Here is a 25,220-nt window from a genome sequence, read left to right as displayed (position 1 = left end):
AAGGTGACTCTGCGTGACCACCGTGTACCAGGAGACCTCAGCTGAGCCGCCGCGCCGCGTTCCCATGAACCGCCGCACGACCCCCCAGCCGCAAGGCGCCCGCCGCGCACCGCAGTCGCTGACCACCACGGCCGCAGTATCGGGCCTGATCGCGTTCGTGCTGCTCATAGCGGTGCCGTTCCTGCCGGTCAACCAGGTGCAATCCTCCCTCTCCTGGCCGCAGAACGGCTCGCTCCAGGCGGTCAACGCCCCGCTAATCTCGGTTTCCCCGCAGGAGGTGGAGCTGGAGGTCCCAGTCGCTGCCGTCGGCGAGGTTCGCGACGGCCAAACGCTCATCCTGGGCACGCTTCCCGAGTCCTCGCAGGACGCCCACGACCGCGGGCTGTTCATCACCGCACCCGACGGCGGCCTGGTCGTCTCCGCGATGAATGAGATCGTCTTCGACCTCACCCCCGAGGAAGTCACCAAACTCCCCGACACCGCCGTGCTGCGCGTCCACCAGACCGACGCGGCAACCACGGTTGAAATCCCCGGCACCTCCCACAGCGAGGAATTAGAGGACGACTACCGCGCGCAGTTCACCGGTATCTACACAGAGCTCAACCCAGACTCGGGGCAGAAGCTTATCGACGACGGCCTGCGCGCCGAGATCGACATCAACTCCCGATTCACCTCGTCGCCAAGCATCCTGAAGCTGATCGCCATGATCGGCGGTCTGATCGCCGCGGTGATCGGTCTGTGGGCGCTGGGGCGCATCGACCGGCTCGACGGGCGCCGCATCCCCGTGATTAGCAAGGAGTGGCGCTCCTTCACCCCGCTCGATGCGACGGTCTTGCTCACCCTCGGGTTCTGGCACGTGTTCGGCGCGAACACCTCTGACGATGGCTTCTTGCTCACCATGGCGCGGGTGGCCAACGAGTCGGACTACATGGCCAACTACTACCGCTGGTACGGCGTGCCGGAAGCGCCGTTCGGCTCGCCGTTCTACGACGTGCTGGCGCTACTCGCCAGGGTGTCCACCGCGTCGATGTGGATGCGCCTGCCCACCCTGATCGCCGGGATTCTCATCTGGTGGATCCTTTCGCGTGAGATCCTGCCGCGGCTCGGCGAAGCGATTGCCGGGCGGCGCGTGGCGTTCTGGACGGCCGCGTTCGTCTTCCTCGCGTTCTGGCTGGCGTACGACAACGGCACCCGCCCCGAGCCAATCATTGCACTCGGCCTGATCCTCACCTGGGCCCTGTTTGAACGCGCAATTGCCACGGACAGATTGCTGCCGGCCGCACTGGGTACCATCGCCGCGGCATTCACGCTCGCTTGCGGGCCCACGGGTCTTTCCGCGGTCGGTGTCTTCCTCATCTGCTTGCCCGCCGTGTTCAGGACCATGAGGCGTCGACAAGCAATAGCTTCTGGAATCGCCCTGGTGGCTCCTTTCCTGGGGGCTGGCCTGGCGGTGATGGTGCCAGTGTTCAAGGACCAGACTCTGGCCACCGTGCTGGAGGCGACCGCTGTGCGCGCCGAGGTCGGACCTGCACTGCACTGGTACGAGGAGTGGGTGCGCTACGCCACCTTGTTCCAGCAGACCGTGGACGCCTCGCTGGCGCGCCGCTTCCCCATGTTTGTGCTCATCTTCACCGTGGTGCTGATTTTGTGGGGCCTGGCTAAATTCAGCGGCCGCATCCCCGGCACGGCGAAGGGCACGACGGAGCGGATGATGCTGATCATCGGTCTGACATCGTTCTTCCTCATGTTCACCCCGACGAAGTGGACCCACCACTTCGGCATCTACGCGGGTGTCGGCGGCGCGGTGGCCGCGATGGGTGCCGTGGTGCTCTCGCACCTGGCCCTGCGCTCGGCGCGCAACCGCACGTTCGCGCTCGCCGCCAGCCTGTTCTTGATGGCGATGGCCCTCGCCGGCTGGAACGCCTGGTGGTACGTGTCCTCCTTCGGTGTGCCGTGGTGGGACCGCACGGTGCAGTACAAGGCTGTCGAAGCCAACACTGTCATGCTGGCGATTACGCTGCTGGTCTTCCTCATTGGCATCGTGCAGTCGCTGCGCCACAACGCCCAGCGCCTGCAGGCGAAGGAAGCGAACCGCGCCCAGGAGTTCGACCAGGCTGCGCGCGTGGACACCGGCCGCTTCGCGGGCCTCATGTCGGCCCCGCTGGCCGTCTTGGCCGTGCTCATGGTCCTGTTTTCGTGCCTGACATTTGTCAAGGCGTTTGTGGACCAGGCGCCGGCGTATTCGGTGGGCATGGGCAACGTGCGCACTTTCGCGGGTGATTCTTGCGCTCTTGCCAGCGACGTTTTGCTGGAAATGGACCCGAACGAGTCCTTCCTCACTCCAGTTGACGGCGTGCCGCTGGGCCGCTCGCTGGACGCGGGCGTCAACCGCGGGTTCACCCCGGATGGCGTGCCGGCGTTCATCGCCTCGGAAAACTCCAACACCAACGACACGGGCGCGTCTGGCACCGGCGGTGGCGGATCGACCGGGTCTACTGGGTCTACTGGATCTGCTGGGTCGACCGGGTCTACCGGTTCCGGCCAGATCCAGTCCGCCCAGACCGATGCCAACCAGCAGGAAACGCCAGAGGATCAGACCAGCGCTGCGGCACAGTCCACCTCGAGCGTGAACACCCAAGGCAACCGCCCGCCGAGCCTGCGCGGCGTGAACGGCTCCACGGTGCGCATGCCGTTCGGCCTCGACTACACTCGGGTGCCCGTCGCCGGCACCTTCGAGGACGACCCGAGCCGCGCCGCCAAGCTCGAAAGCGTCTGGTTCGAGCTGCCCGCAGCCAGCGAAGATGCACCGCTGTTGGTCACCTCCGTCGCCGGGCGCATCGCGCACCACGACATCAACGGGATCGAGGAAGAAGGCACCGACCTCTTGCTCGAGTACGGGCAATTGCTTAACGACGGCTCGGTCAAACGCCTCGGCGAAGTCGAAATGCTCGACCAGGGCGAGGGCCCGAACTGGCGCAATCTCCGCTATCCCGTCGCGGATCTGCCGGAAGACGCCGATGTCGTTCGTCTGGTTGGCGAGGACACCTCGCTGGCGGAAAAGGACTGGCTGGCGGTGACCCCGCTGCGCAACCCGGTGCTTACGCCGATGAACGAGGCGATCGACCCAGAGACCCCGGGCCTGCTGGACTGGACAGTCGCGTTCCAATACCCGTGCCAGCGCACGTTCAACCACTACGCCGGCGTGGCCGAGATTCCGCAGTTCCGCGTCATGCCGGACGCGCCTGGCAAGGAGAAACTCTCCGGCTTCCAGGACTTCCTCGGCGGCGGCGCGCTTGCCACTGCTGAGGCAGTGAATTACAGCTACGATGTCCCGGGGTATCTGCGCAATGATTGGCAGCGCGACTGGGGCTCCGTGGCAAAGTACGAGCTACGCACTGACTCGGTTGGTGTCGCGCCAGTTGAAGCCGACATTGATCATGAAACCCACACCCGCTGGGGCTGGTGGACACCGGGCCCGATGAAGGTCCGCAACCCGAACGAGTAGAAACATCATGAAACTTCACGCCATCGCCGCGAAAGCTGCGGCCACAATCGCCGCGGCCGCCGCACTGCTAACTCCGCTGGCCACCGCCCCTGCGGCAAACGCATTCCCCGCCCCAATCACGCCGTCGAACCTGGTTGGCGACCTGCTCGGCCAACAGGGATGCCGCGCGCAGTACCTCATTGCCGTTCCAGGCGGCGCGAACACGGTGGAAGGCGTGCCCACGTTCTTGCCGCACGGCGGGCAGGTGTTCTCCACCGGGTTGCGCACCCAAGCTCAGACCGGCGGCCAGGTCCAGCCGCTGTGGGTGTCCTACAACTCCGCAGCGTTTGCGAACCGCACGTACTACGCCGCTTCGGCGGAGGCATACACGGCCACCCGCAATGTGGTGACCAGGCTTTCAAATGCGTGCCCGGACGCAACGTTCCACTTCACCGGGTACTCACTTGGCGCGGACGTAGCCGCGCGCCTCACGCGCGACATCGCCTACGGCTCCGGCCCAATCGCGCCGGAGCGCGTGCGCTCGGTAGCGCTAATTGCCAACCCGTACCAGGGTGACAACGGTGCGTGGCTCGCGCCGGGCACTTCCCCCGACTCACGCGGCGCCCTCGGCGAGCTCGAAGGCGGTTACGGCCAGCTCGCGGACCTCGTACTGGAAATCTGCCGCCCCGACGACATCGTTTGCTCCATGGATGAGGACTACCGCCCGCTGGTGGAACCTGCGCTGCGCACCCACCTGAACGCGGGCCGCGTCCCCTTCTCCGAGTTCGCCGGGATTTTCTCCCACCTGGGCGTGGAAGCACTGGGCATTCCGGGAGCGATGGGCGCGCACGGTGATTACGGCCAAGCTGCCCCGCGCGAAGCCGCAGATTGGGTCGTCCTGCACTCCGGAGATCCTGCACCGGAACCGGCATCTGAGGAGTAGCTAAACCGTTACACTCGGGGGCATGCAAGACCTCTTTGAGCTAGTCAACGGCACGTGGGTGCGTGAACACGAGATCCCTGCAGACCGCGGAATCGACGGATCATTCTACGAACTGCGCGATAAATCGGAAGCCGATGTTCACGCGTTGCTCGAAGAGAGCGACAGCCGCGGGGGCGCACTCTATCGCTCCTTCATGGACACCGACGCGATCAACGCCGGCGGCACTGCGCCGCTCGAGGGCGACCTGGAGAAAATTGCGGTGAAAAGCGTCGAGGAGTTCGTCCGCAACCTCGGTGTCCTCGAGCGCGATGGTATTGGGGGCCCGCTGACCTACTGGGTGGAAAAGGACTCCCAGGGCGAATTGGCGGTGCCCTACCTAGTGCAATCCGGCCTTGGCCTGCCGGATGAGGCTTACTACCGCGAGCCCCAGCACGCAGAGACGCTGCAGAAGTACGAGGCGCACGTCGCGCGCATGCTCGAGTTCTTGGATCCGAAGTACTTGCTGGGGCTCACCCCGCAACTCGCGGCCCAGCGCATCGTGGCTTTGGAATCGCACCTGGCTGAAAGCCATTGGGATGTCGTCCGTGCCCGTGACGCGGTGGCCACCTACAATCCGACCGAGCTTGACCAGCTGCCAGGCATCATCCAGGAGATGCTGCGCGCCTCGGGCATCCAGGACGGCCGCTTGATTGACATGATGCCCTCCTACACCCAGGACCTCGCCGGCATGCTGCGCCCAGAGACCCTGGCGGACTGGCAGCTGTGGGGCGCGTGGAACATCCTGCGCTCGCGCGCCGGTCTGCTCAGCGAGGAAATCGGCGAGGCTAACTTCGAGTTCTTCGGCACCCACCTCTCCGGTGCCACGCAGCAGCGCGACCGCTGGAAGCGCGGTGTGGGACTGGCGGAGTCCCTCGTGGGCGAGGAAATTGGCCAGGTGTATGTGGAAAAGCATTTCCCGGCTTCGTCGAAAAGCGAGATGCTCGAGCTGGTCTCTTACTTAGTCCGCGCGTACCGTGAGCGGATTGCCAAGCTGGAGTGGATGAGCGAGGCCACGAAGGATCGCGCGCAGGCGAAGCTGTCGCAGTTCACCTCAAAGATTGGCTACCCGGATCGGTGGCGCAGCTTCGATGGGCTCGAATTCGACGAGTCGGGCGAGGCGCTGGTGGACAACGTGCGTGCGGGTTCCGCCTTCGAGCACGACTACCAGCTGTCCAAGATTGGCAAGCCGACTGACCGCGAAGAGTGGGTCTCCACTCCGCAGACCGTGAACGCGTTCTACAACCCGGTGGTCAATGACATCACGTTCCCCGCCGCCATCTTGCAGCCGCCGTTCTTCGACCCGGAGGCGGACGCGGCGGAGAATTTCGGGGCGATCGGAGCGGTTATCGGCCACGAAATCGGCCATGGCTTCGACGACCAGGGCTCGCGTTACGACGGCCTAGGCAACTTGAACTCCTGGTGGACCGATGCCGACCGCGAGCGCTTCGAGGAGCTGACTTCAAAACTCGTGGGCCAGTTCCAAGGCCTCGTGCCCAGCGTGCTCGCGGACCGCGAAGGCATTTCCGGCGTCAACGGCGAGTTCACCCTCGGCGAGAACATCGGTGACCTCGGTGGTCTCGGCATCGCGGTGGTGGCCTACAAGCTTTACTTAGAGGACAAGGGCTTGGGCGACGGCGAGGCGAAGCCGTTCGGCGACCTCGACGGCGAGTTCACCGGTTTCCAGCGCCTCTTTTTGGCGTGGGCCCGCGTGTGGCGCTCCAAGTCGCGCCCGGAGATGGCCGCGCAGCTGCTGGCGATTGACCCGCACTCGCCGAACGAGTTCCGCTGCAACGTCATCGCCGGCAACGTCGAGGAGTTCTACGAGGCCTTTGACGTGGAGAAAGGTTCGCCCGTTTGGATCGCGCCGGAAGATCGGGTGACAATTTGGTAGAGCCGATCAACGAGCAGCTCAGCGACGATTTCCACGTCGGCGGCCGCGACCGCGAAATGCCACCCGAGCTTCAGCTCGAGCAACTCGTCAGCTACATCGAGGCCACCTACGACCCCAGCTCGGAGCAGTACCTCGCGCTGCTTCCCGACCGCATCACCCATGCCGCCATGCTCATGCTCGGCAGCGGCATCGACCAGTCCATGCCGGGCGTCGCCTTCCCCGGCGGCGTCGAGGTCCGCGAGGTGGAGCTCGGCACCCTGTTCGTGCCCAGCTCACCCACCGCCACATGGGGCATTTCGCTTTACGACGGCCCGTCCAACGCCAAGAACAACTCCTGGCGCCCCGAGGTCGCCGGCGTGGCAGAGCTGTCGGGGGCGACCATGCTCGACGTGAACAACCTGGCTGACGCCGAAGCGGCTGTGGAGTTCGCCCGCGCGGAAGGTGCCAAGCGGATCGCGGTGTGGGCATTCGGTGCCGCCGCCGAGTCCATCCCGCCCGACGCGGACGTGCATGTGCTCACGTTTCCCACCGTGGTGCCGGATTCCAGCACCAAAGCGGTGTCGTTTTTGCAGGTCGCGCTGAAGGATGAGGTTGTGGCGCGGGTGCAGCCGCCGCGCCGAGCGCAGGTGGTTGCGTACCATTCGACCCACTACATCGCGACGCCTGCAGAGTCCAGGCGCCGCGTGCGTGACGTCGCTGAGTTCCTTGCGTCGGCCTAAGGCGTCTCGTCCTGATCTTTCTCCGCTTCTTTAGCGAAGATCGGTTTGAAGATGAGGAACCACATCACCCCAATACCGATTGCCAGCACTAGCGCGACCGTCTCACTGCTGAAGGAGTTATGGGTTCCGAAGTAAAACCCGACGCCGAGCAACAATCCCATAATGGCGGCGAGCAGGGTGCTGTTATCTCCCGATGTCTTATTGGCCATGCCCCGCAGCTTAATGCGGTCTTAGCGCCCCGCGCTCGCTGTACCGATTCACCGCTTTTCGCTCTTCGGTGGCGAGTCGTCGACCTGGCTGATGCCCATCCGCGTGTCCACCGTGTTGTGGTACGCCGAACCCGTGGTCAGCGCGGCAACGGCCCAGGTCTCATCGCCGATCTCACCCCAGGACACACTTGCCGTGGCGGTGTCTCGTTCATCCGCCCACCCCATCTTCGAACTTTTCACGCGGTCGAGGCGTGCGGTGCCGAATTCCTGGATGAACCCGTCGGCGGCGACTTCTTCCTGTTGCGCCATGCCGTCGAAAAAGCGGCTTGGCGCGGGGGTCCCACACGATGGCGGCGATGAAGGTAGCCACGTCGCGTGCCGACGTTTGTGTCTTTCCCCAGTAACCGTTGCGTTTCGTTTGGTCAAGGTCGAAATCCTTGGCAACCTTGTCAATGCCTTCGGGGTATTTCGCATCCAGGCGGGTGGCAATGGCGTCGTCGGAGGTAGTGAGCATCTCCTTGATCTCGCCCTTCTCTTTCGCAGTGCCGTGGTAGAGCACGTAGTAGCCGAGGTAGAGCTTGGACAGGCTCAGCGCCGGACGCTGCTCCTCTGCTGTTGGGGAGATGCTCACCCGCCCATCCGGGTGCACGACCGCGAGCGCGGTGCGTTCCCGGTTATACGACGGGTCCACGTGGTAGGCGTGCGCCGCGGGGGCGGCGACGAACATGAGCGCCAACAACGCCATTGCGACGACTGCAGCCGCAATTCCAGAATTCAGTACTCTCGCGCTGGTCATGGCTTTTAAGTCACAGATCCAGGATGGAGTCGGATTCGCGGATGTCGTCGAATTCGGGCACCGCTACTTCGCAGAGGTGAAAACCCGCGCCGGTGGCGTCCTCCGCGATGGCAATCAGGCCGAAGGGGCTGGCCACCGGACCGCTGATCACTTGACCACCAAAATTGCCGACGGTCATCAGCGCGTGCTCGAGGTTTTCCACGCCGAAATAGGTCTGCCACAGCGACACACCGGCGGTTTCATCGAGCAGCATGCCCAAAAACGGTGCGCCGTCTTCCATCGCGATGAAGTAGTTGCCGTCGCGCACCACTTCCCAGTCGAAAAGCTCAGCGTAGAAGTCGATCGCGTCCTGGCTCGGCGCGATGTATTCGTGCCACACGGGCACGCCCGGCTCCCCGGCAGCCACGAACTGATCTTCCCCGTGCGGCTCGATCAACCCGAACGGGCAGCCGGTGCGGTCTTGGCAAATGGTCATCTGCCCAAGCGCCACGTCCGCAGTGCTGATCACTTCGCCGCCGAGCTTCTCCACCCCGTCGGTGCCCAACCCGAGGAAGTACGGCGTCCAGCCCAACAGGTCGGTCTCCGCGCCGACGATGCCAGCTACCGGCAACCCCTCTTTGCGGGCGACGCGGTACGCATCGTTGGAAACTTCCCAGCCAAGCAGCTTCGCGTAAAAATACGCTGCTTTTTGCGGCTGCGTGGTCACCAAATCCTGCCAGTACGGCATGCCGGGTTTCGCCTCGAATGCGGGCATTTACATGTTCCTCCACTTTTCGGGGTCGAAATCATCGTTGGCGGTGCGCTCGTCGAAGTAGTCGTCCTCGCCGTCCTCCCCACTACACACGACGGTCGCCGAGGTGTCGCCGACGGTGACCCGTGCACCGTCGCCAAGCGAAAAGCCCCTCGAAGAGACCACCTCGCCGTCGACTTGCACCTCACCTTCTGCGATGAGTTCTTTCGCGTGACCGCCGGATTCCGCGAGGTTGGCTAGCTTGAGAAACTGGCCGAGTTTGATGGACTCGCCTGCGATGGGCACCTCGATATGCATGCGGACAAGTCTAAGCCAGATGCTGCGCCGCGGCAGTCACTCCCTCAACCACCATCCACAGCGCGATCGCGATGAACACGGCGCCGGTAGCAATGTCAATCCCCCAGCCGTAACGCTGAATCGGCGCGGCCAGCGCGCGCACCGCCGCCGCGAACGCCACGAACCAGATGATGCCCGTGACAATCAGCGTCAGCGCGATGATGAGCATCCACTGCGCGCCCATGCCGGGGCGGACGAACTGCGCGAAAATCGCGCCGAAGAAGAGGATCGCCTTCGGGTTGGATAGGTTTGTGGCCACACCGATGCGAAACGCCTTCGCCGGAGCGACGGTGCGAGCGTGTTGGGGTGCTCCGGCTGCGGCCGGGTCCGGCCTGCGCCCCGCCAACCCGCCGCGCAACGCGCCAATGCCCATGTACAGCAGGTACGCACCACCGACAATCTGCAGCACCACCAAGATCTGCGGCACCGCTTGGATCAGCGCAGACAGCCCGAGCAGCGAGCCGATAATCCACAGGGCATTGCCCACCATGATCCCCAGCGCGCACGCCACACCAGCCGCGCGGTCTTTCGCGCCGACGCGGATGATCTGGAATACGTCCGGTCCGGGGCTGAGAATCGCCGCGATCCAGGTGGCAAGCAGTGCGGCGAATGCTGATCCCGTCATTTAACGTTCCGCCTGGTCAGCGGGCATAATACTCATGGTGTCTACGTTCACACGCGGCGGCAGCGAGGCCACCCAACGGATCGCCTCGGCGATGTCCTCCGCCTCGAGGTTGAGCTTGCCGTCGTACACCGCGGCGGCGCGCGCCTCGTCGCCGGCGAAGCGGTTGAGCGAGAACTCCGTCTTCACGCGGCCCGGATCGATCTCGCACACCCGGATGTCGGGAGCTTCTTCACGACGAAACGCCCGCGTCATCCCACGCAGCCCGTACTTCGCCGCGTTGTAGCCGCTTCCGCCCTTGTACGCGTCAGTACCGGCCACGGAGCCAATGTTGATCACCAGCCCCTTCGCCTCCTTGAGCTGCGGGTACAGCGCCTTGGTCACCCGCATCGTGCCCAGCACGTTGGTGTCAAACATCCACTGCCAATCTTCGGCGCTCGCGTCGCGCAGGTAATCCAGCTCCTTCGCACCACCCGCGTTGTTCACCAAAAGGTCGACTTGAGGGAGCTCTTTCAGCTTGTCGACGCTTCGTTGATCCGTCACGTCCAACTCCAACGCAATCCCGCCGATCTCTTGCGCGATGGCCTCGCACTTCTCGACGCGGCGCGCGGCGACGTAGACGGTCCAGCCGTCTGCCGCGAGTGCCCGGCAGGCGGCCTCACCAATGCCGGCGGAACCGCCGGTGACTACTGCGAACTTCTCGCTCTCTGGTGCGTTCATAGCCCATTAGCGTACCGGGCGGAAGGGGCGTGCACTTGCCGCATCGTGATGTTGATTCGGCCCTCGGTGAGACCCGTGCCGGCCGGGCCGGTGCCCGCGCGCACGCCCATCACGCCGTGGCGGGCCCGGCGCGCCGGTCCGCCGAACACCAGCGCATCGCCGGACATGAGCAGCAGGTCGACGGTGCCGCCGGGCGCCTCGATGCGGAAGATAGTCTCCTCCCCGATCGACAGACTCACCACCGCGTTGTCCGACTCTTCCTCCGCATCGACGTGCATGCCCATCGAAGTGCCTGGCGGGTAAAAGTTCACCAGCGCGGTTTCCACCTCGGGCGTGGCACCGACCTGCGGGTCGATCTCGCGCGCTGCCGCCATAACTTTGGCCGCGATTTCCTGGTAGTTCGCGGGTATTGGTGGCGTTGGGTGCCCGTCTACCTCGCGCACCAGCCGGTACGGCTTCGTTGCCCAGAACCAACCGAGTGAGAGCATCCAGGTGGTCATCTGACCGGTGCCAACGTAAGGCCGTCGCATAGCAACCGGCGTGCCGGCCACCGACTGTGCGATTTCGCGCGCCTGCGCAACCAGTGCTTCCTGCTCCTCCAACGCCAAGAAGTTAGGCACGTGCACGACTCCGGGAGCGGGGTTGGAAGGTTCGCGCGGGAGGGCGTCGAAAAGCATAGGCTCCAATTTCCGTACACGGAGAGTTGAGATAGTGAAAGGGCCCCTCCCGATGCTTCGGCGGATGCCGGTATTCGGACGTGGCCCCTTCTACTGGAGTCAATCGGCGGTCATCAGACCACCATCGCTCACTCAACATGGAATAATAGTCCGAAGTTTGGGAGACATCAAGGTCGACTTCTAACACGGGGTGGGGAACTATGCGCGGATCTGCGCATGCACAAGAAGTTCTAAGCGCATTGAGCCAGCCTCGCACAGAAAAGTATCTGCGCTCAGCTCAGGAGCGAGATATTCGAATTCATGAATTGCATGGAGCCGAACGTCCTGGAAGATTATTCGTCCAACGACCCTATTCCCGGCATTTTGAGAGCCGATCCGAGGTCGCGCAAAAAGTAAACGATATTGCGCCGGAGGTGGGTTTGAAGGCTCGCGCGGGAGGGCGTCGAAAAGCATAGGCTCCAATCTATGCACGACATGGAACGCATGCGCTCAGGCCAGTGGTACATCGCCGGCGAGGAAGCGGCTGCGCGACACCGCGAGGTCCGCGAGCTGATCCGCGAGTTCAACGGGCTTGCAAACACGGATCCGGAGCGCTCGCGGGAGCTGCTGCGCGGATTGTTTCCGCACGGTGAGTTGCCCAATATCTGGCCGCCGCTGCACCTCGAGTTCGGTGTGAACACCCGCTTCGGTGAAGGGTGTTACATGAACTTCAACTGCACCATCCTGGACATCGCCGACGTCACCGTTGGCGCTCGCACCCTCTTCGGTCCGGGCTGCCAACTGATTACCGTTGAACACCCGGTGAACGATCATGTTGAACGCGCCGAGGGCTGGGAGCGCGCACGCCCGATCCGGATTGGCGAGGATTGCTGGTTCGGTGCAGGGGTGATCGTGCTGCCAGGGGTCACGGTGGGTGATCGCGTGGTGGTCGCCGCCGGCAGCGTGGTCACTCGCGACATACCCTCGGACTCGCTGGCCGCGGGAGTCCCGGCCGAGGTCAAACGATCGACGAAGGAACAGTAGATGGAAGCCTTTCACGTCATTGTTGAGCCGCACTCCCAATTCGGGCTTCGTAAAGCCTTCGAGGCTACGGGGGACAACGTGCCGTCGTAAAGCGAAAAGCCTTCCTGCGCCCTTGAGCTCTGCTTAAGATATGGCGCAATCGCGAACTGCGTGATGTGAGTCAACCGATGTGAAGGGAGTGGAAACGATGGCTGCGGATCAGCTGAAGAAAGAACTCGGCATGTTCACCCTGATTGCACTGGGTGTGTCAGGCGTGGTGGGGTCGAGTTGGATTTACACGAACGGTTCCTTCTTCGAGGAATACGGTGCCGGCGGCATGATCTTCGGCCTCGCCCTGGGCACCCTGCTCGCGGCGTGTGTGGCGCTGTCGTACGCGCAGCTCACTGGCCTGTTCCCGCGTGCTGGTGGCGAGGTGGTGTTCAGCTTCACCATCCTCGGGCGGACGTGGGGCTTCATCGCCGGCTGGCTGCTGATCGGGGCGTACGTGTCTTCGCTGGCGTTCTACTTCACGTCGTTCGGTGTGCTGCTGGAGTTCTACATCCCGGCGATGGATGAGATCCCGGTGTACACGCTGGCTGGGTCGACCGTGACGCTGCCGATCCTGGTCGCCGGACTGGCGCTCACGCTGCTGTTCTACTTCCTCAACGTGCGCGGTGCGAGCCTCGGCGGGCAGTTGCAGGTGATCTTGTTCATTGCGCTCATCGGCATCGGCCTGGCGCTGGCGGTGGTGGGTTTCGGCGCGGGTAGCGTCGATAATTTCTGGCCGCCGTTCTACGAGGACCAGAACGCCGCGATGAGCGTGCTGCGCTTCGTGGTGCCAGGCATGACGTATATGGCGGGCTTCGGGCTGATTGCCACTCTTGCAGAGGACGCGAACCTGCCGCCGAAGAAGATCGGTTGGCTGGTCGTGGCGACGGTGCTCATTGCGGGTTCGTTCTACTGCATTGTGCTGGCATCGTCGGCGTTCATCATGCCGTGGCAAGAGGTCGCCGGCATGGAGGGTGTCCGATTGTTTGTGTGCGGGGGCTTGGTTTACAGGTAGTCCGCGAATCGGTCGGGGTATGCCACGGCTAGTTGGTTGATGGCTTGTTTCCACCCGGTGGCTTTCGCCCCTTCAATATAGCCGTTGCATTCGATTGCCCGTTTTGCCTTCTTCGCCCGCTGGGCGGCGCGTTTGTCTTCGATGTTGCAAATCATCAACCACAGCGTCTTCAGCGCCGCGGTGTCGTTCGGGAACTGGCCCCGGTTGCGGGTAGCTTTGCGCAGTTCAGCATTGAGCGATTCGATCGCGTTCGTGGTGTAGAGCACCCTCCGGGCCGCTGGCGGGAACTGCAAAAACGGCACGAACTGCTCCCACGCATCACGCCACACCTTCACCGACTGCGGGTAGCGGCGCCCTAGCTCAGAGGCTTCGAACGCGTCCAGGGCGGCGCGGGCGGTGTCCTCGTTCGGTGCGGTGTAGACCTCCCGTAACGCACTCGATACGGGTTTGCGGTCTTGGTAGGACACCCACCTGTTCGCAGCCCGAATCAGGTGCACGATACAGGTTTGCACCATCGAGTTCGGCCAGGTTGCCTCCACCGCATCGGGTAAGCCTTTGAGCCCGTCGCAGCAGACGATGAACACGTCTTGGACCCCACGGTTGGCAAGGTCAGCGCACACGGACGCCCAGAATGCGGCACCTTCGTTACCGGCGATCCACAACCCAAGGATGTGTTTGATGCCGTCCATGTCGACACCAACGGCCATGTAGCAGGACTTGTTGACCACGCGGTTACCATCGCGGATCTTGATCCGCAATGCGTCGAGAAAGATCACCGGGTAGAACTCTTCGAGCTGTCGGTTCTGCCACATCATCACCTCATCGAGTACCGCGTCGGTGATCGTGCTGATCGTATCGGGGCTCATGTCCACCCCGAGGGTGGTTGCGAGGTGGTGCTGGATGTCTCGCACTGTCATCCCGCCCGCATACAGGGAAATGATCATGTCATCAAGCTCAGTGAGCCTGCGGGCCCCCTTTGGCACCATCTGCGGGGCAAACGTCCCCGCCCGATCCCTTGGCATGGTTACTTCCAGCGGGCCGTAGCCAGAGTCGACGGTCTTGGTATACGACCCGTTGCGGTGGTTATCCTCACCGCGGGTGTCAACCTCAGCTTTGGCTTTGCGGTCAGAGTGCTCATAGCCCAAATGGGCATCCATCTCCGCCTGTAGACCGGCATTGATCGAGGCCTGTAAAAGCCCCTTGACCAGCTCGCTGGCATCGTCGGTGGAGGTGGACAGCTCCCCGATGAGCTTGGCGAGCTCGGGGTTATCCATCAGCTTCTCGCTGATCTCATTGACCCTGGCCGGGTCATGGCTTTTCTTCGGTGACACCGTAGTCATTATCGGTGAAACTCCTTCAGATCAGAGCCTCACACACAAAACTCCTGACACCCTCCCGGCATGGAGCAGGGCACGATCACCGCGTTCACGGAGGCGGGCTTCCCCGTCCTGGGCACGCTGGCTTTCGCCATTGCGATTCTTGGCCTGCTCACCTCCTTCCTTGGCCTGTTCATGGCCACCAGCCGCATCGTCGTCGCGCTCGCACGCGTGAACCTGCTGCCCGAACGTTTCGCTGAGATCGACCCGAAGCACGGCACGCCGAAGAACGCGCTGATGCTGGTCACCGCGATCACGATTGCGCTGGGCCTGCTCGGCCGCGGCGCCATGGTGTCCTTCCTGGAAACCGGCGGTATCTATCTCGGCCTGGTCTGGATCCTGGTGGTTGCGTGCCAGTTCCGCTTGAAGACGAAGTACCCGTCGCTGTACGAAGCGTCGAAACTCAAGGCTGGGTTTGTCCCGCTGATCGGTGCCGTAGGCGCGGCGCTGGTGATCATCCTCGCCCTGTGGCCGGGGACCAACATGAGTCTCGCGTGGCCGCTTGAGTACGGCGTGCTCATCGTCTGGGCGGTGATCGGCGCAGTCTTCTACTTCATGAGCAAGCCGATCGACCACGAAGTCGCGCTTGAGCGGCTCCTGGGCGAGCACAAGGAGTCGCTGCCCCGCCAGCTCAAGGAGGATGCAGCATGACCGTGCCCGAGCGCTGGCTGCAGCCCTACGACTACGACGAGCTGCGCGCCATCACCCCGACGGACTTGACGCCGCTACCCGAGCCCCCGTCCACGGATGTGGCACGAACCGTTCCGGTGGAGGAAACCGGCGGCGCGCTGGTGGAGATCCCAGATGACCTGGCCACGTACCACGCATACCTGGAGCTCGGTTCGCAGGCAATGCCGCGGGTCATGCTGGCACGTGAGGAAGTGATTGACCGGATCCGCCGCGCGCAGGCCTCGCTGCCAGCACCGTTCACGTTCCTCATCCTGGACACGTGGCGCTCTGTCGAGGCGCAGGCGGAACTGGCGCGTATCTATAAGCAGAAGTACCCCGATCTCGATGCCCGTTACATTGCCGACGCCTCCGACACCGAGCTCATCGCACCGCACACCATGGGCGCGGCCGTCGACCTCACGTTGTGCGTGGACGGCCAGGGCCTGCCTTTGGGTGCCGACTTTGACCAGTTCGATGAGTCAGCCGGCGCGATGTACCTGGAGCGTCTGGAGGATCCGTCGCCGCAGCAAGTGCTCAACCGCGACCTGCGACGCCTGCTCAGCCACACCATGTTCGACGCAGGCTTCGCTCCGCTGGACAGCGAGTGGTGGCACTTCTCCTACGGCGACCAGCGCTGGGCAACGTTCACCGGCAGCTCGGCTAGCCTCTACGGACGAATCGAAGCGTAGCTATTCACCGTCATATTCCTGCGTTCTTGGAGCGTCATTCTGTTGATCCGGGTGACAGCCGTAGAGATAAACGCGTGACTATAGAACCATCAAAACGGTTTCTGTGCGAAAACTCGCGGCACGGCACTATTGACCCGTAGCCATTCAGCCATGTCTCTATCGAGCATGCGGGCCAAACTCAAAATCTCATCGTGCGCCTCCGACGGAGTCAGCCGTATAACCGACCCATTGCTTGACTGGCCTTTGAGCGGGAATCCGTTAATTACCGGTTCGTGATGGGCAACTCTATTTCGGATATCGTTAACCCTCTTACAGACCTGAAAGACCCAAGCCCTGGAGAAAGTAATCTCGTTGGCATTAGCGGGATTATTCCGGCGCTGCAGCTTAGCCTCTATTCGTCCGCCAGGAAAAGCTTTGAGCAGGGCTGGCCAGTTATCGTCATATGTAATTTGGCGCCGACGAGGGCCAATACCCGTGTAGCCCCCTTGATCAAGCAGATTCGTCCAAAACCCGAACATACAATTTGCTACTAAACGACCTGGAAGATCACCCCTACGGCGATCTTTCCGTAGGTTCTCAGGCAACCGACTCCAAGCTTCCGCCAGTCCTTTTTGCGATCGGTAATCCAAGGGCATCTCTTCATACCAATACACCCCCACTTTTCAGTTGCAGCTCTGTGCAATCCCTCTCTCAGCGCAATCTCCAGAATTGCAAGATCAGCAAGGAAAGCGGCAGCCAATTCACGGTCCCAGATATAGAGTTTCAGAGCCTCGTCTGCCGTTCCATTTGGGGCATTACGCAGGAAAGTCGCCATACGGGCAGGAGGAATAGAACTCCATAACAACGAATCTTGCGATGTCGGAGGTTGCACTGGGTAGGTCACACATGTAGCCTAAAGCACGTAGTCCCTCGGGTTTGGGTTCACGGACATAGACTCCGCGTTCCTCCGAGGGTTTTAATTTTGGGGTTGCCAGTCCAAAAGGGTTAAGTAGCAAAATGTGTGTCCGCTCGGCGTGTCGTGGGGCGGGCACACCGTTTGTTATTTCATGGGGCCTTTTCTGATTCCTATCGAGTGTTCGTATTCGGTTGGGATAGCGTTGTCGTAGAAGGCTGGTCGTCCTGTTTCCTGGTCGGCTTTGTTGTGGTCTTCTTCGGCAAGATCGTTGACTTTGACGAGTTGATCTTGGCCAAAATCGCACTGCCTGGCGATGTCTAGTGGGTCGTCAGGCAGTTGCTTTTTGGTGTGGAGGTACCACTCGAGCATTTTCCGTTGACGTTCTCCGGACCCGCACCTTTTCGTAGAGGTTTTTGGCGAAGTGGGTGCGACAGCGCTGCCACGACGCATCAGGCAGCACTTCAGAAATGGCGTGCTGGATGCCCTCATGAGCATCACTGGTGATAAGGAAGACCCCGCAAAGCCCGCGGGCCTTGAGGTCTTGGAAGAAGCCCTTCCACGACGCGTTGGATTCCGCAGTGGCAACGTGCATGCCGAGCATTTCCCGGTAGCCGTCGGCGTTGACCCCGGTAGCTAGCAGCACGCAGCATTTGACCACACGTCCGCCTTCACGCACTTTGATCGTGAGTGCGTCACACGACAGGTAGGCGTACCCGCCGGGGTCGAGTGGGCGGTTTTTGAAGTCTGCGACCATCTCGTCAAGTTCTTCCGACATCCGCGAGACTTGCGATTTTGACAGGTTAGAAATCCCAAGGGTTGCCACCAGATCGTTCATTCGGCGGGTGGAGACCCCTTTGAGGTAGCACGTCGCGATCACGGTCGACAGCGCGCGTTCTGCTCGTGAGCGGCGCTCTAGTAGCCAGTCGGGGAAGAACGCGTGCGTGGCGCAGTTTCGGCACTGCCACGTCGATCGTGCCGACACGGGTGTCGAGGTCGCGGTGGCGGTACCCGTTGCGGTGGTTGACCCGCTCGGTGGAAGCAACGCCGTATTCGGCGCCGCAGACGGTGTCGGCCTGGGCGGAGAGGATCTGGTTGATAAACCCTTGCAGCATCTGCCGCATCAGGTCAGGGGAGGCTTGGGCGAGCAGATCATCCAAGTAGGTTGCAGGGTCGATAGAATGCGGTGCAGCGGTCATCGTCATGTGCCTTTCGGTGAGATGTGGTAGTTGAGTCGAAAGGTTACTGGCGGTGGCCGCCCCACTATTTTCAAGGGCCCACCATCAGCAAGCGTTACACCACACTAAGGGACGCAACCCCTGATACGACACCCACCGGTTCGTAGCCCGAATCAGGTGCACAATGCAGGTCTGCACCATGGAATTCGGCCAGGTTGCCTCCACGGCTTCCGGCAAGCCTTTGAGCCCGTCGCAGCACACAATGAACACGTCCTGGACACCGCGGTTGGCCAGATCCGCGCACACCGATGCCCAGAATGCAGCGCCTTCATTGTCGGCGATCCACAATCCCAGGATGTGCTTGATGCCGTCCATGTCGACACCAACCGCCATATAGCAGGCTTTGTTGACCACGCGGTGGCCGTCACGGATTTTCACGCGTAGCGCGTCGAGGAAGATCACCGGGTAAAACTCGTCGAGCTGGCGGTTTTGTCAGATCATGACCTCGTCTAACACCGCATCGGTAATGGTGCTGATCGTATCCGGGCTCATATCCACCCCAAGGGTGGTCGCGAGGTGATGCTGGATATCGCGCACTGTCATCCCGCCGGCGTAGAGCGAGACGATCATGTCGTCGAGTTCTGTGAGCCGGCGTGCGCCCTTGGGCACCATCCGGGGAGTAAACGTGCCGGCACGATCCCTGGGCACGGTCACTTCCACCGCGCCGTAGCCAGAATTGACGGTCTTGGTGTACGACCCGTTGCGGTGATTGCTCTCCTGCGCGGTTTCCACCTGGGCTTTGGCCTTGCGGTCGGAATGGCTATAGCCCAAATGCGCATCCATCTCTGCCTTAAGACCAGCGTTGATCGATGCCTGCAACAAGCCTTTGACCAGCTCGCTGGCATCATCAGCAGTGGTCGACAGCTCGCTGATCAGGCTGGCGAGCTCAGGATTTTCCATCAGCTTCTCGCTGATCTCGTTGACCCTCGCCGGGTCATGGTTTTTCTTCGGTGACACCGTAGTCATTATCGGTGAAACTCCTTCTAGATCAGAGCCTCACACACAAACTTCCTGACACCCTCTACTGGGCATCGTGGTCTGTTTTTACTCACCCGGAAAGCACACCAACCCCCGATTAGCACATGCGAGTGCCATTCCGGTGGATTGAACACAAATCGGGCGGATATAAGGTCTTGCTGCTTATATCCGTCCGATTTACCTAGACTGATCAGCAAGAACGCCGAAACTCAGACACACATTTTGCTACTTAACCCGTGTTTCCATCTAGCAACGCTGTGCAAGAACGTCTAGGTGCGGCCTAATGCCATCCGTGTGTCGAGAATGGACAGAAATCGCCTTAAAGCCAGCCGACTCCAACTGCTTGAGTAGCTCTATCTCTGACCAGTAGTAAGCCGTAGTAATTGCATGCTCGAATGGAGCACCTTGCTCACCTAAAAACGCTCCGAGAAGCAAAGATCCATCCGGCTTAAGAGTCCTAGAGAATTCACTCAAAACCAAGGCCCAGTCATCTGGCCGCAAATGAATCAACGAGTACCAAGCAAGTATCCCCCCGAGACTGGATGACTTAAACGGTATCTCCGACAACTCGCCCAAGACGAAGTTGGTGGAGGGAAATCGATTCTGCGCAATTCCAATGAACTCTGAGACCATATCAAGCCCGACTACTTCACAGTCCAAAGTGCGCAATAGGTCTGTCCAGTGTCCGGGCCCCGACCCCGCATCCAGCACCGGACCACTAACCATTCTTCCCCACTCAGAAATGAGTACTATGTCTTGAGGACTCATATCCTGAATTGAGCCCAAGGCCTCAACGTATTCGGGAGCGCGCTTTGCATAGGCCTGCTTTATGACGTCGTACAACGCGCCTCCGTCAACTCCACAAAGAATGTGCCAATGGTCTTGACTTCTAGAAAGTCTAACTCACAACGCGAGGTACGGGAGCACAACCAAGCCCTAGCTCGCCTGCCGGCGCGCCGGGCCGCGCAGGTAGAACGTGTCCACGACCTCGTACTTCGGCCCGCCGGAGCGGCCTTTGCCCAGGTGCGACTCCATCAGGTGCACCTCGTCGGCGATGAATTTCGGCCCGGAGTACACGCTGAGCGCATGCGCGTGGTCGTCGAGAAGCCAAAAATCGCGCGTCCGGGTTCCGGTACGCGCGACGGTGAGGTGGGCCCTTTGGCGGCCTCGCTGATCTGGTTCGATCATGGAGTCTGCCATCAGCTCGCGAAGCCCCACCTTGTCGCCGCCAACGCCGATCCAGAGCGTCCGCCGGTCGAAGCACCCGGCTCCGCGAAGTTGCAGGTCAAGCGCCGGGGCCCAGGCCGTCGCTGCGGCGAGCGTGTCCGTGACCAACGCCGCGTCGTTCGGCTGCGATCCGTAGAACGCGAGCGTGATGTGCCAGTTATCCGGGTCCGTCCAGCGGGACTCGGTGCCGAAGCTCTCGCGGATCGGTCGCAACGCTGTGACCAGGTGCTCGCGTACTTCGGCGGGTGGGACGATTGCAGCGAACAGGCGTCTCATGCCCATAAAGGTACCCTGGGAGCCCATGTTTAACCTGGAACGAATCGGGGCCGGTTTGCCGGTCGCGTCGGTCATCGGCGAGCTGCCAGACACCGGCCCCCTGGTCGTCGAGGCCCCACCCGGCACCGGCAAAACCACCCTCGTTCCCCCGGCCGTTGCCAACAAGGTCGGAAAAACACTGGTCACCGCACCGCGCAGGGTTGCAGTTCGCGCAGCGGCTCGCAGGTTGCAAAAGCTTTCGCTTGACGACGCCTCGTTACCTCCCGCAGCAGTCGGCTACGCCATCCGCGGTGAGCATGAGCGCGGTGAGCTGGTCGAGTTTGTCACCCCCGGCGTGCTGCTCAACCGCCTGCTTCGCGACCCCGGGCTGGAGGGCATCAACGCCGTCATCATCGATGAGGTGCATGAACGCCAACTCGACACCGATCTGGTGCTGGCCATGTGCATGGAGGTGGCGATCCTGCGCGACGATTTCTACCTCGCCGCGATGTCCGCGACACTGGACGCGGCTGCCTTTGCCGAGCACATGGGCGCGCAGATCCTTTCCACCCGCGCCGAGACGCATCCCCTTGAGGTGCAGTACGCCCCGCACTCGGGCCGTCTCGAGGGCACGCGCGAGTTCTATCGCCATGTCGCCGGGCTGGCATCGGAAGCTCTTCAGGACGATGGCCGCACGCTCGTGTTTGTGCCCGGCGCGCGCGAGGTCGACATGGTGGTCGAGTTCCTGCGCGCGAACGGCCGCGAGGCCACCCGTTTGCACGGGCGGTTGAGCAGCGCGGAACAAGACGAGGCGCTAAACGGCGATGCCTCGGTGGTCGTGGCCACTGCGGTGGCGGAGTCCTCCATCACGGTGCCGGGTGTGCGCTGCGTGGTCGACGCTGGCCTGTCGCGCGAGCCGCGCCGCGACGCCCGGGGCATGACCGGTCTGGTCACCGTCTCCGAATCCAAGGCGAGCGCGAACCAGCGCGCCGGCCGTGCCGCGCGCCTCGGGCCGGGCGCGGTCATCCGCGCATTCGCCGAGCCGGACTACCAGCACTTCCGCGAAGATGCCGCCCCCGAAATCGCCACCTCCGACCTCACCGGTGCCGCTCTAGCGATGCACGCCTGGGGCTCGCCCGACCTGCCGCTGATCACCGCTCCGCCGGCCGCCGCATTCCGCGAGGCGGAAAATCTGCTCGAACTACTCGGCGCAATAGAAGGCACCGGCACCGGTGACACCGCGACGATCACCGAATTCGGCCGCCAGCTCGCTCGTCTTCCCCTTGATCCGCGCCTCGGCGCAGCGCTCCTCAGCCTCGGTGCCGGTGCCGCACCGACGGTCGCGGCCATCGCCGAAGGCATCAGCGGCGACCTTACCCGCGCTCAAGCCCCGAAACGTCAGATCGAGCGCCTGGCCAAGCTCGCTCCCGCGGGCCCGCCAGTGCCGGCAGGCGACGTGGTCGCGGCGGCGTTTCCGCAGTGGGTGGCCAAACGCACCGGCGAGGACTACCTGCTGGCCAGCGGCACCCGCGCCCGCCTCGCCTCAGAGGTGGCAGGGACCATGGGCACCCCGGAGTGGCTCGCCGCGGCCGAGATCCAGCGCACCAACACCGGTTCAAGCTCCGGCTCAAGCTCCGGCGCCATCATCCGCACCGCCGCGGCGACCACGCTGCCCGAGGACCGCGTCACCGAGGAGTACCGCGCCACCCTCGTCGACGGCCGAGTCCAAGGGCGCAAGGTCAAAGCGGTGGGCGCGATTGAACTGTCCTCCACACCCGTGCAGCTCACCGCCGACCAGGCCATGGAAGCCCTCACCGATCTCAGCTTCGAGCACTTCACACTTGATGACGCCGCGCAGCAGCTCAAGCACCGCCTCGACTTCCTCCACGCCACTCTCGGCGACCCATGGCCGGACGTGACCCAGGGCGATTACGGTGTGGAGATCGGGGAGGTTGCCAAGGGGGCGTCGATAAGCAATGTGGACATGAAAACCGCAATGCTTCGCAACCTTCCTTGGCCCGAGGCTGCGAAACTTGATGAGCTCGCGCCGCAGCGACTGGAGGTGCCCAGCGGCTCGCACCCGCGGGTGGATTATGCAAGCGGGCGGCCGGTGGTGCGTGTCAAGCTGCAAGAATGCTTCGGGCTGGCGCACTCGCCGGTGGTGGCCGGGGTGCGGGTGCAGTTCCACCTGCTGTCGCCTGCCGGGCGCGAGCTGGCCGTGACCGATGACCTGGAGAGTTTCTGGAACGGCCCGTACGCCCAGGTGCGCAAGGAAATGCGCGGGCGCTACCCGAAGCATCCGTGGCCTTTAGACCCGTGGAGCGCGACTGCGACGGCGAAGACCAAGGCTCGCATGGGAAAATAGTTGGCCATTTTAGGAAAGGTGGGCCTGCACCAAGTAATGTAACCCATCATGACCACTGCTCTTTCGACTGCGCAGAAGACGCACACCGTGACGATGTGGACGCTGGTGTCCCTCATCATCGGCTCCACCGTCGGCTCCGGCATCTTCGCGCTGCCGCAAAACATCGGCTCGGTGGCCGGGCCCGGCGCGATGCTCACCGGATGGCTCATCGCAGGTGTGGGCATGCTCTCCATCGCGTTCGTGTTCCAGATCCTGGCGCAGCGCAAGCCGCACTTGGATTCTGGCGTGTACTCCTACGTGCGCGCTGGGCTGGGCGATTTCATCGGGTTCACCTCGGGGCTGGGCTACTGGCTCGGCTCGGTGATGGCGCAGGTGGGCTACGCCACGTTGTTCTTTGGCGCGCTGGGCTACTACTTCCCGGTGTTCAAAAATCAGTGGGTGCTGGCGGTGGCGGTGTCGGTGTTGACGTGGCTGATCTTCGCGGCGCTAACGCGCGGCGTGAAACAGGCCGCGGTGATGAACCTCGTGGTCACGGTGGCGAAGATCCTGCCGATCCTTTCCTTCATCGTGCTGGTGGCGTTCCTCGGGTTCTCGTGGGACAAGTTCACCCTGGATTTCTGGGGGGAGTCGACCGGGTCCTCGTTCTCCAAACAGCTGCAGGGCATCATGCTGTACACGGTGTGGGTGTTCATCGGTATCGAGGGCGCGTCGGTGTACTCCAAGCAGGCGCGCAAGCGTACCGACGTTGGGCGTGCCACCATCATCGGCTTCCTCTCGGTGCTGGCAATGCTGGTCGCGGTGTCGACGCTGTCCTTCGGCGTGCTCACCCAGGAAGAGCTCGCGGCGTTGCCGGATAACTCCATGGGCGCAGTGCTCGAGGCCGTGGTCGGGCCGTGGGGCGGCGTGTTCATCTCCATCGGCGTGTGCCTTTCGGTGCTTGGCGCGTACGTGTCCTGGCAGATGCTCTGCGCCGAGCCGATCGTGCTCATGGCCCGCGGCGGCCTGCTGCCGGCGGTGCTGGGACGTGTGAACCGCGCCGGTGCGCCGTTCGCCGCACAGCTAGTGTCCACCGTGGTCATCCAGTTCTTCGTGATCGTCTTTTTCGCGTCTGAGACCTCCTACAACGCGATGGTGCAGCTGGCCACCATCATGTACCTGCTGCCCTACATTTTCTCGGCGCTCTATTTGGTCATCTTGTGCCTGCGACCGGAGGACGATCCGACGAAGGGCGAGGTGCGCCCCGGGACTAGCGAGAATCGCCGCCACTTATTTGTTGGCGTGGTCGCCTTTATCTACTCGCTGTGGCTGATCTACGCTGCCGATCCGGTGTTTGTGCTCTTCGGCGCGCTGGCGGTGCTGCCGGGATTGGTTCCGTACGTGTGGACGAAGCGCGCTCGCGGCGAGCGGCTGTTCAACACCTTCGAGTGGTTCGTCGTCGCGCTCGTGGTTGTGGGTGCCGTGATCGCGTTGGTCGGTCTGCTTAACGGGACGCTGGTGCTGGGGTAGGCGGGTTAGAAGAACTCGTCGATAAGCAACTTGGTGCAGAGCACGACGACGAGGCCGAGCAGCGCATACCGGACCAGCTGAGAGCCACCCTTGAGCACCGTGCGGGCGCCGAGCTGCGCGCCGGCGACATTGGCGACGGCGAGCGTGAGCGCGAGGGGCCAGTGGACGTAGCCGCCGATGATGAACACGGTGAGCGCGCCGAGGTTGGTGGCGGTGTTGACCACTTTCGCCATCGCGGAGGACTCGAGGAAGCTCTGGGTGAAGATGGCCGTGAACGCCATGATGAGGAACATGCCGGTGCCGGGGCCGAAGATGCCGTCGTAAAACCCGATGGCGGCGGCGGCCGCGAGGGCGAGGATCGTGCGCGCGGGTGTGACGGTGCGGGTGCGTTCGCCGGCGCCGAATTGGGGGCGCAGCGCGACGAACGCGCCGACGGCTAAGAGCAGGACGATGATGGCGGGGCGGACGATGTCGTCCGAAATCAAGGCCACTGCGGTGGCGCCGCCAGCGGAGGCTGCAAATGCGGCGACAGCGAACGCCCAGGTCGCGCGTGGAATGCCGACGCGGCGCGCGAGTGTGATTGCCGCAGACGCGGTGCCGGTGACCGCGGCGACTTTGTTCGTCGCCAGCACGGCGGCAGCCGGCATGCCAGTGGTGCTCATCAGCACCGGGATGAGCACGAGACCCCCGCCACCGATCACCGCGTCGATCCACCCCGCGAACGCCGCTGCGACGATGGCGATAAGCAGCGTAGCGAGGTCCATTTCAGAAAG

Annotated in this window: 23 protein-coding genes and 3 pseudogenes; 10 read left to right on the top strand and 16 right to left on the bottom strand. The window is 62.9% G+C overall.

Going from position 1 to position 25,220, the window contains the following annotated elements; genetic code table 11:
• The first annotated feature begins 13 nt into the window (after positions 1-13).
• From CGLAU_RS00410 to CGLAU_RS00395, 4 genes are read left to right on the top strand one after another with little or no spacing between them, the layout of a single operon-like run.
• Positions 14-3,505 carry an arabinosyltransferase domain-containing protein gene (locus CGLAU_RS00410; RefSeq protein WP_332461815.1) on the top strand — a complete coding sequence of 1,164 codons (3,492 nt, stop codon included), beginning with the start codon at positions 14-16 and terminating at the stop codon, positions 3,503-3,505.
• A gap of 7 nt (positions 3,506-3,512) precedes the next feature.
• Positions 3,513-4,427 (top strand): cutinase family protein, encoded by a 915-nt coding sequence (locus CGLAU_RS00405; protein ID WP_095658991.1) that lies wholly within the window; start codon positions 3,513-3,515, stop codon positions 4,425-4,427.
• Between the two features lie 22 nt (positions 4,428-4,449).
• Positions 4,450-6,357: a M13 family metallopeptidase gene (locus tag CGLAU_RS00400; RefSeq protein ID WP_095658990.1), complete on the top strand. Its 1,908-nt coding sequence runs from the start codon at positions 4,450-4,452 to the stop codon at positions 6,355-6,357.
• Positions 6,351-7,076 (top strand): alpha/beta hydrolase, encoded by a 726-nt coding sequence (locus tag CGLAU_RS00395; protein WP_232507134.1) that lies wholly within the window; start codon positions 6,351-6,353, stop codon positions 7,074-7,076. The genes CGLAU_RS00400 and CGLAU_RS00395 overlap by 7 nt, the downstream gene beginning before the upstream one ends.
• Here the strand turns inward: CGLAU_RS00395 and CGLAU_RS00390 are convergent.
• The 8 genes from CGLAU_RS00390 to CGLAU_RS00360 are packed head-to-tail and all read right to left on the bottom strand — an operon-like array spanning position 7,073 to position 11,187.
• Positions 7,073-7,285 (bottom strand): hypothetical protein, encoded by a 213-nt coding sequence (locus CGLAU_RS00390; RefSeq protein ID WP_095658988.1) that lies wholly within the window; start codon positions 7,283-7,285, stop codon positions 7,073-7,075. The genes CGLAU_RS00395 and CGLAU_RS00390 overlap by 4 nt on opposite strands.
• Positions 7,286-7,333: 48 nt before the next feature.
• Positions 7,334-7,510, bottom strand: a complete 177-nt coding sequence (locus CGLAU_RS12190; protein ID WP_157731217.1) for a hypothetical protein — start codon at positions 7,508-7,510, stop codon at positions 7,334-7,336.
• Positions 7,494-8,081, bottom strand: coding sequence for a hypothetical protein (locus CGLAU_RS00385; RefSeq protein WP_095658987.1), 588 nt, complete (start codon positions 8,079-8,081; stop codon positions 7,494-7,496). Before CGLAU_RS00385 ends, CGLAU_RS12190 begins: the two co-directional genes overlap by 17 nt.
• A 10-nt stretch (positions 8,082-8,091) precedes the next feature.
• Positions 8,092-8,835, bottom strand: a complete 744-nt coding sequence (locus CGLAU_RS00380; RefSeq protein WP_095658986.1) for a VOC family protein — start codon at positions 8,833-8,835, stop codon at positions 8,092-8,094.
• Complete coding sequence (locus CGLAU_RS00375; RefSeq protein ID WP_095658985.1) at positions 8,836-9,129, bottom strand: RNA-binding S4 domain-containing protein; 294 nt, start codon at positions 9,127-9,129, stop codon at positions 8,836-8,838.
• Positions 9,130-9,139: 10 nt separating this feature from the next.
• The gene (locus CGLAU_RS00370) at positions 9,140-9,793 is read right to left on the bottom strand and encodes a LysE family translocator (RefSeq protein ID WP_095658984.1); all 654 of its coding nucleotides are present in this window, start codon (positions 9,791-9,793) and stop codon (positions 9,140-9,142) included.
• On the bottom strand, positions 9,794-10,510 hold the full coding sequence (locus CGLAU_RS00365) for an SDR family oxidoreductase (protein WP_095658983.1): 717 nt from the start codon (positions 10,508-10,510) through the stop codon (positions 9,794-9,796).
• Positions 10,507-11,187, bottom strand: coding sequence for an alpha-ketoglutarate-dependent dioxygenase AlkB family protein (locus CGLAU_RS00360; protein WP_095658982.1), 681 nt, complete (start codon positions 11,185-11,187; stop codon positions 10,507-10,509). The genes CGLAU_RS00365 and CGLAU_RS00360 overlap by 4 nt, the downstream gene beginning before the upstream one ends.
• A gap of 465 nt (positions 11,188-11,652) precedes the next feature.
• Here CGLAU_RS00360 and CGLAU_RS00355 point away from each other — a divergent pair, with 465 nt between their 5' ends.
• Together CGLAU_RS00355 and CGLAU_RS00350 are read left to right on the top strand one after the other, a co-directional pair.
• Positions 11,653-12,210, top strand: coding sequence for a sugar O-acetyltransferase (locus CGLAU_RS00355; protein WP_232507133.1), 558 nt, complete (start codon positions 11,653-11,655; stop codon positions 12,208-12,210).
• 187 nt (positions 12,211-12,397) lie between these two features.
• Positions 12,398-13,252: an APC family permease gene (locus CGLAU_RS00350; RefSeq protein ID WP_095658981.1), complete on the top strand. Its 855-nt coding sequence runs from the start codon at positions 12,398-12,400 to the stop codon at positions 13,250-13,252.
• Here the strand turns inward: CGLAU_RS00350 and CGLAU_RS00345 are convergent.
• Positions 13,243-14,592, bottom strand: coding sequence for an IS256 family transposase (locus CGLAU_RS00345; RefSeq protein ID WP_095658980.1), 1,350 nt, complete (start codon positions 14,590-14,592; stop codon positions 13,243-13,245). The two genes, CGLAU_RS00350 and CGLAU_RS00345, sit on opposite strands and share 10 nt — an antisense overlap.
• A gap of 60 nt (positions 14,593-14,652) precedes the next feature.
• On the opposite strand from CGLAU_RS00345, the gene CGLAU_RS00340 reads away from it, so the two are divergent.
• Both CGLAU_RS00340 and CGLAU_RS00335 read left to right on the top strand, forming a co-directional pair.
• Positions 14,653-15,279, top strand: a complete 627-nt coding sequence (locus tag CGLAU_RS00340; protein WP_095658979.1) for an APC family permease — start codon at positions 14,653-14,655, stop codon at positions 15,277-15,279.
• On the top strand, positions 15,276-15,986 hold the full coding sequence (locus tag CGLAU_RS00335) for a M15 family metallopeptidase (protein ID WP_095658978.1): 711 nt from the start codon (positions 15,276-15,278) through the stop codon (positions 15,984-15,986). The genes CGLAU_RS00340 and CGLAU_RS00335 overlap by 4 nt, the downstream gene beginning before the upstream one ends.
• A 529-nt stretch (positions 15,987-16,515) precedes the next feature.
• Here CGLAU_RS00335 and CGLAU_RS00330 read toward each other — a convergent pair.
• The 6 genes and pseudogenes from CGLAU_RS00330 to thpR form a co-directional block, all read right to left on the bottom strand.
• Positions 16,516-16,869 (bottom strand): hypothetical protein, encoded by a 354-nt coding sequence (locus CGLAU_RS00330; protein WP_157731216.1) that lies wholly within the window; start codon positions 16,867-16,869, stop codon positions 16,516-16,518.
• Between the two features lie 156 nt (positions 16,870-17,025).
• Positions 17,026-17,271 (bottom strand): annotated as a pseudogene (locus tag CGLAU_RS00325) (IS1249 family transposase); the annotation flags it as partial.
• A 16-nt stretch (positions 17,272-17,287) separates the two neighbouring features.
• Positions 17,288-18,077 (bottom strand): annotated as a pseudogene (locus CGLAU_RS00320) (IS256 family transposase); the annotation flags it as partial.
• Between the two features lie 123 nt (positions 18,078-18,200).
• A pseudogene (locus CGLAU_RS00315) lies at positions 18,201-19,082 on the bottom strand (IS256 family transposase); the annotation flags it as partial.
• A gap of 258 nt (positions 19,083-19,340) precedes the next feature.
• Complete coding sequence (locus CGLAU_RS12595; RefSeq protein WP_353959455.1) at positions 19,341-19,820, bottom strand: class I SAM-dependent methyltransferase; 480 nt, start codon at positions 19,818-19,820, stop codon at positions 19,341-19,343.
• Positions 19,821-20,030: 210 nt separating this feature from the next.
• On the bottom strand, positions 20,031-20,597 hold the full coding sequence (gene thpR / locus CGLAU_RS00305; RefSeq protein WP_095660944.1) for an RNA 2',3'-cyclic phosphodiesterase: 567 nt from the start codon (positions 20,595-20,597) through the stop codon (positions 20,031-20,033).
• Between the two features lie 25 nt (positions 20,598-20,622).
• Here thpR and CGLAU_RS00300 point away from each other — a divergent pair, with 25 nt between their 5' ends.
• Both CGLAU_RS00300 and CGLAU_RS00295 read left to right on the top strand, forming a co-directional pair.
• Positions 20,623-22,941: an ATP-dependent helicase C-terminal domain-containing protein gene (locus tag CGLAU_RS00300; RefSeq protein ID WP_095658976.1), complete on the top strand. Its 2,319-nt coding sequence runs from the start codon at positions 20,623-20,625 to the stop codon at positions 22,939-22,941.
• Positions 22,942-22,989: 48 nt separating this feature from the next.
• Positions 22,990-24,447, top strand: a complete 1,458-nt coding sequence (locus tag CGLAU_RS00295) for an amino acid permease (RefSeq protein ID WP_095658975.1) — start codon at positions 22,990-22,992, stop codon at positions 24,445-24,447.
• A gap of 5 nt (positions 24,448-24,452) precedes the next feature.
• Here the strand turns inward: CGLAU_RS00295 and CGLAU_RS00290 are convergent, their stop codons facing one another.
• Entirely contained in the window at positions 24,453-25,211 is a 759-nt protein-coding gene (locus tag CGLAU_RS00290) for a TSUP family transporter (protein ID WP_232507132.1), read from the bottom strand.
• Between the last annotated feature and the right edge of the window lie 9 nt (positions 25,212-25,220).

Source organism: Corynebacterium glaucum (assembly GCF_002287505.1).
GTDB classification, from domain to species: Bacteria; Actinomycetota; Actinomycetes; order Mycobacteriales; family Mycobacteriaceae; genus Corynebacterium; species Corynebacterium glaucum.
This window is presented reverse-complemented; position numbering and strand designations above follow the sequence as displayed.